This window comes from Parvibaculum sp., assembly GCF_049672805.1.
Classification (GTDB): Bacteria; Pseudomonadota; Alphaproteobacteria; order Parvibaculales; family Parvibaculaceae; genus Parvibaculum.
In genome coordinates this window covers 1-5,755 of the sequence record NZ_JBATWS010000343.1, presented here as the reverse complement: position 1 = coordinate 5,755, position 5,755 = coordinate 1, and the positions used below count along the sequence as shown (strand labels likewise).

Here is a 5,755-nt window from a genome sequence, read left to right as displayed (position 1 = left end):
GTGGAAAAGGGTCGCGCGGTGATGCCTTTCGGCGTGATGGGCGGCGCTTATCAGGCGGTGGGGCATGCGCATGTGGCCTCCAACATGCTTGATTACGGCATGGATGTGCAGGAAGCCCTCGACAGTCCGCGCGCCTTTCCAGGTGCTGACACGCTGGAGATCGAACGCGGCTTCTCTGCCGAGACGCGGGCAGGGCTTGAGGCACGTGGTCACAAGCTGAATGAAGTTTTCCTGCCGCATGGCGGCGGGCAGGCCATCTGGATCGACCATGAGCGGGGCACGCTCATCGGCGGCTCGGACCCGCGCAAGGACGGCGCTGCTATCGGCTATTAGAGGCTGTTTGCCCTCCCAACATTGTCATGACCCGCTTTATGCGGGTCATTCACGTCTTCATCTTTCTTTTTGCCGCAAAGACTGGATGGCCGGGTCACGCCCGGCCATGACAATGTAAAGGGGAGAACTCAGAGCTTCAGGCCGCGCCGTGCGGGGCGGAGCGTTTCGGCGAGAAGGTCGGGCAGCATGTCGGCCTCTATATAGGCGGCGGTCGCGGTGCGACGCGTCTCTTCCTTGCGGCTGGCATTGCGCGGCCAGCCCCAGTGCTGATCGATATATTGAGCGAGGAAAGCGGCGACAGGTCGGGCCGAAATGTCCGGGCGGCCGAGTGCTGCCTTTGCCCGGCAGTCCGATGGTGTAACAGGCACGGGATCAATGCGCTTTGCGCGGCCCGGCTGTTCACGCCGCCGCGATGCGCGCAGCGTGATCTCCGTTCCTCCGGTCGGCCTGATGCCTGCCATGATTTTCTCCGGCTTTCGCCGCCCCAACATCCCAGAATCAACCTGCTGTGCAGGCGTTCCGTGATGTCGCAAGAAGTCTGCCACATTTTTCAGGCGAACTAAGGGCGAAAAGAACGGGCAGTTGTTCCGTATCGGAACAAACGGACGAATTAACCAGTTTTATTAAAGGTTTAGTGGTTACGCCGCTTCTCAAAATTTTAACAGCTCACGTTTGATTATCTCCGCGGGTGCCAGAAGGGCGCTCTTCGGGCGGAGTGCCCGGGATGTTGGATACGCAGGAGCGGTGTTGTGGACGCGAAGACGCAGGGTACGCGCAGGTCCGGTGATATGGCCGGCTTCAGTGTCAGGGAAGCTCTGGCAGAGGACCTTCTGAAAAGCGCTGTCACGGCGGTGGGCGATGCGGCCTATCGCTGGTCGATTGAAGATGGTGTGTTGACCTGGAGTGCCGGTGCCTCTGCGCTTCTCGGCATTTCAGATATTTCGACGGTTGCCACGCATCGCGATTTCGCCACACGCCTTCTGGTCGAAGGACCGGGCCGCTATGAGCTTATCTGCCGCTCGCGCGAGAAGGACAAGGGCACCGGCGTACCCTATGAACTCGAATATCAGATCCGGGATGATTTCGGCGGTGTGCGCTGGGTGGAAGATCGCGGCCGCTGGTATGCGGGCAGCGACGGGTCGCCTGCCCTTGCCGTCGGCGTGTTGCGCGCGATTGACGAGCGACACAAGCGCGAAGCCGAACTCATTCGCCTGTCCACCTATGATGAGCTTACAGGGCTCTTGAACCGCGTGCGGCTGAAAGAGGCACTGACGGAAGCGATGATCGCGTCGCAGAGGGGCCGGCAGAACTCCGCCTTCCTGCTGATCGCGGTCGACAATCTCGCTCTCATCAATGATGCTTTCGGTTTCGATGTCGCTGACGAAGTGATCGTTAGCGTGGGCGAGCGTCTGCGCTCCCTTGCGCGGCGCGGCGACTCGCTCGGGCGCTATGCGGGCAACAAGTTTGGCCTTGTGCTGCGGAACTGCAATGAAGAGCGGCTTGGCGGTGTCTGCGAGCGGATGCTCGCCGAGGTGCGCGACAAAGTGGTGATGACGGGGCGTGGTCCTGTTGCCGTCACGGTGTCTGCAGGTTCCATTGCGCTGCCCGGCCATGCGTCGAGTGTAGAGCAGGCGCTGGCGCGCGCGGAAGAAGCGCTTGTTCTCGCGAAGCAGCGGCTCCGTGACAGCCATGTGGTGTACACGCCGTCGCGCGAGCGCGAAAAGGCGCGGCTTCGTAACATCAATGTCGCCGATGAACTCATCACCGCGCTCAATGACAAGCGCATCCGCATTGCCTTCCAGCCGATCGTGGATGCGGTATCCGGCGAGGCGGCACTGTTCGAATGTCTTGTCCGGCTGGAGCAGCCCGATGGCAGCATACTTTCAGCGGGACATTTCGTGCCGATTGCAGAAAAGCTCGGCATTGTCGGCCTGCTTGACTACCGCGTGATGGAGCTTGCGGTGGAAGCCTTGCGGAACAATCCGCATGTCACGCTGTCGCTCAACGTGTCGGGCCGCACAACGGCGGACAGGCTCTGGCGTGAGACGCTTGCGGCCCATCTGCGGGCTGATCCTGATCTTGCGCGCCGTCTCATCATCGAGATCACCGAAACGGTGGCGATCCATGAAGTTGTGGAACTGACGGAGTTTGTCGCCATGTTCCGAGAGCTTGGCTGCAAGATTGCGATTGATGATTTCGGTGCGGGTTACACATCCTTTCGCAACCTGAAGACGCTCGATGTGGATCTGGTGAAGATCGACGGTTCCTTCGTGATCGATCTTGCGACCAGCCCCGACAATCAGTTCTTCGTTCGCACGCTTGTCGATCTCGCGCGCAACTTCAACCTGCCCACCGTTGCCGAATGGGTGAGCAATGAGGAAGAAGTCACCATGCTCCGGGATTTCGGCGTGAAGTATCTTCAGGGCTTCTATCTCGGCGAGCCGGCCATGTCGCTCCCGCGCGCTGACTACACATCCATGACGCGGCGCATAGTGGCCTGACGCGCGAGACGGTCTGTCGTCTGAAGATTATTTCTGGGAGAGCTTTTCGAGCTGCGCCTGCATCTGCGCGAGCTGCTTTTTCAGCTCGTCCAGTTCCCCGTTGCGGCCTGCTGCCGGCTCCGGCTTTTCGGGCTTCGCCTCCCTCGGCCCGCGCTCGGCTGAGCCGGAGGGGCGGCCAAAGGGAGAGAACATGCGGATGGCGTTGTCGAACATTTCGAGGTTCTGGCGAATCTGATCCTCGAACTGGCCGAGCCTTTCGCGGCCGCCCAGCGCATTGGTCACGCGGTGGCGCAGCTTTTCCTGCTCGCGGGAAAAGCTGTTCATGCTCATCTCGAGATAGGAAGGGATGAAGCTCTGCAGGCTGTCGCCATAAAAGCGGATGAGCTGGCGGAGGAAGTTGATCGGCAGCAGGTTCTGGCCCTTGCCTTCTTCCTCGAAGATGATCTGGGTGAGCACGGAGCGGGTGATATCCTCACCCGTCTTGGCATCACGCACCACGAACTCGTTTCCCTGCTTCACCATTTCGCAGAGATCATCAAGCGTCACATAGCTTGATGTCGCCGTATTGTAGAGTCGGCGGTTCGCATATTTTTTGACAATGATGACATCATCGTCCGTGGATGAAGTCTTTTTTGCCACGGCAGCACCCAATCTCTGATAGAGCTTCGACGACCCGGCGGAACCCGTTATTTTGCCCCTTATGCCAGCGGCGCGAGCCACTGCCGGGTTTCCTGCCCCCTGTTATTCGGCATTGTGACGCGGTATTGTTGCGCTGCGCAAGTCCCGCATTGCAATGCACAGAAATCCGCGCTTCCCGGCCCGTGTGCCGGTTGACCGGGCCGGGAGAATGTTCATTTCCGGCGGGATCCTCATGTCAAAAGCAGCCCGCACGGCGGGCCTGTCCCAGGGAGCAAGCTGATGAGCAAATCCGAAGTGGTCATTGTCGGGGCGGCGCGCACGCCGGTCGGCGCATTCAACGGTGCTCTGTCGAGCCTGCCCGCGCATGAGCTTGGCCGGGTGGCGATTTCTGCGGCCATCGAGCGGGCGGGCATCGAGAAGGACCAGGTCTCGGAAGTGATACTGGGGCAGATTCTGCAGGCCGGGCAGGGGCAGAACCCGGCCCGTCAGGCTTCCGTCAATGCGGGGCTTCCGGTGGAAGTGCCGGCATGGAGCGTGAACCAGCTTTGCGGCTCCGGCCTTCGCGCCGTCGCGCTTGGCTACCAAGCTATCGTCAATGGCGATAGCGAGGTCGTGGTTGCGGGCGGTCAGGAAAGCATGAGCCAGGCGCAGCATGCGGCCTATCTGCGCTCGGGTCAGCGGATGGGCGCGCTCGACCTTGCCGACACCATGCTGAAGGATGGTTTGTGGGATGCCTTCCACGGCTATCACATGGGGCAGACGGCGGAGAATGTTGCCGCGCGCTGGCAGATCACCCGGGACGAGCAGGATGCGTTCGCCGTCGCCTCGCAGAACAAGGCGGAGGCCGCGCAGAAGGCGGGCCGCTTCAAGGATGAAATCGCCCCAGTCACGATCTCGACGCGCAAAGGCGACTCGGTGGTGGATACCGATGAGTACATCAAGCATGGCGTGACGCTTGAAGGGATCAAGGGGCTGAAGCCTGCCTTCCAGAAAGAGGGCGGCACGGTGACGGCGGCAAATGCATCCGGGATCAATGATGGCGCGGCGGCGGTCGTGCTGATGGATGCGGCGCGCGCGGAGAAGGAAGGCCGCAAGGTGCTTGGCCGGATCGTCTCCTGGGCACATGCGGGTGTGGAGCCTGCGGTGATGGGCACGGGGCCGATCCCCGCCTCGCGGCTTGCGCTGAAGCGCGCAGGCTGGACGATTGATGATCTTGATCTTGTGGAAGCGAATGAAGCCTTCGCGGCACAGGCGCTTGCCGTGAACAAGGATCTCGGCTGGAACCCGGAGATCGTGAACGTCAATGGCGGGGCGATTGCCATTGGTCATCCGATCGGTGCATCGGGTGCGCGTGTTTTCGTGACCTTGCTGCATGAAATGGAAAAGCGGAACGCGAAGAAGGGCCTCGCCACACTCTGCATTGGCGGCGGCATGGGCATCGCGCTTTGCGTGGAGCGGGGCTGAGACCACGCTTTTGCGATAGAAGACAGATTTTTTAAGGACAGGGATTTATTTCAATGAGCAAGGTTGCCCTTGTAACAGGCGGCACGCGCGGCATCGGCGCTGCGATTTCACTGGCGTTGCGCGATGCGGGCTACACCGTCGCCGCTAATTATGCCGGCAATGCGGAGGCGGCGGCGGCTTTCGCCAAGGAAACCGGCATCGCGACCTTCAAATGGAATGTCGGTGACTATGATGAATGCGTGAAAGGCATTGCCGAGGTTGAAGCCGCGCTCGGGCCGATCGATGTTCTCGTCAATAATGCGGGCATCACGCGCGATGCGATGCTTCACAAGATGACGCCGCAGCAATGGCGCGAGGTCATCGCGGTCGATCTCGATTCCATGTTCAACATGTGCCAGCCGCTCATCAATGGCATGCGCGAGCGCGGTTTCGGGCGCATCATCAATATCTCGTCGATCAATGGCCAGAAGGGCCAGATGGGCCAGACGAATTATTCGGCGGCCAAGGCAGGCGTGATCGGCTTTACCAAGGCGCTGGCACAGGAAGTGGCGCGCAAGGGCATCACGGTGAACTGCATTGCGCCCGGCTATATCGACACGGATATGGTTGCTGCCGTGCCAGAGAAAGTGTTGGAGAGCATCATCGCGACGATCCCCGTGGGGCGTCTCGGCAAGGCATACGAGATCGCCCATTGCGTCACCTTCCTTGCCGATGAAAAGGCGGGCTTCATCACAGGCGCGACGCTGACAGCGAATGGCGCGCAATATATTGCGGGATGAGAGTTTCGCCCTCTCGAAAGGAAACGCCCCGGTTGTTAC

Annotated in this window: 6 protein-coding genes; 4 read left to right on the top strand and 2 right to left on the bottom strand. The window is 60.7% G+C overall.

The features are described 5' to 3' along the window. On the top strand, positions 1-333 hold a 333-nt coding region (locus tag WBF74_RS10850), incomplete at its 5' end, for a gamma-glutamyltransferase (protein ID WP_424439437.1). A 128-nt stretch (positions 334-461) separates the two neighbouring features. Here the strand turns inward: WBF74_RS10850 and WBF74_RS10845 are convergent. Continuing rightward, on the bottom strand, positions 462-794 hold the full coding sequence (locus WBF74_RS10845) for a hypothetical protein (protein ID WP_424439434.1): 333 nt from the start codon (positions 792-794) through the stop codon (positions 462-464). Between the two features lie 288 nt (positions 795-1,082). On the opposite strand from WBF74_RS10845, the gene WBF74_RS10840 reads away from it, so the two are divergent. Continuing rightward, the gene (locus tag WBF74_RS10840) at positions 1,083-2,834 is read left to right on the top strand and encodes a putative bifunctional diguanylate cyclase/phosphodiesterase (RefSeq protein WP_424439431.1); all 1,752 of its coding nucleotides are present in this window, start codon (positions 1,083-1,085) and stop codon (positions 2,832-2,834) included. Between the two features lie 27 nt (positions 2,835-2,861). On the opposite strand, the gene phaR is transcribed toward WBF74_RS10840, so the two are convergent. Then, a complete protein-coding gene (phaR, locus tag WBF74_RS10835) occupies positions 2,862-3,473 on the bottom strand; it encodes a polyhydroxyalkanoate synthesis repressor PhaR (RefSeq protein WP_424439428.1) in 612 nt (203 codons plus the stop codon). A gap of 279 nt (positions 3,474-3,752) precedes the next feature. Here phaR and WBF74_RS10830 point away from each other — a divergent pair, with 279 nt between their 5' ends. Further along, complete coding sequence (locus tag WBF74_RS10830; RefSeq protein ID WP_424439425.1) at positions 3,753-4,937, top strand: acetyl-CoA C-acetyltransferase; 1,185 nt, start codon at positions 3,753-3,755, stop codon at positions 4,935-4,937. 53 nt (positions 4,938-4,990) lie between these two features. Beyond that, positions 4,991-5,716, top strand: coding sequence for an acetoacetyl-CoA reductase (gene phbB, locus WBF74_RS10825; RefSeq protein WP_424439422.1), 726 nt, complete (start codon positions 4,991-4,993; stop codon positions 5,714-5,716). Positions 5,717-5,755 lie beyond the last annotated feature (39 nt).

Coding starts and splice junctions, on each gene's coding strand:
- WBF74_RS10830 (WP_424439425.1), top strand. CDS start 3,753: ATGAGCAAATCCGAAGTGGTCATTGTCGGGGCGGCGCGCACGCCGGTC.
- WBF74_RS10845 (WP_424439434.1), bottom strand. CDS start 794: ATGGCAGGCATCAGGCCGACCGGAGGAACGGAGATCACGCTGCGCGCA.
- phbB (WP_424439422.1), top strand. CDS start 4,991: ATGAGCAAGGTTGCCCTTGTAACAGGCGGCACGCGCGGCATCGGCGCT.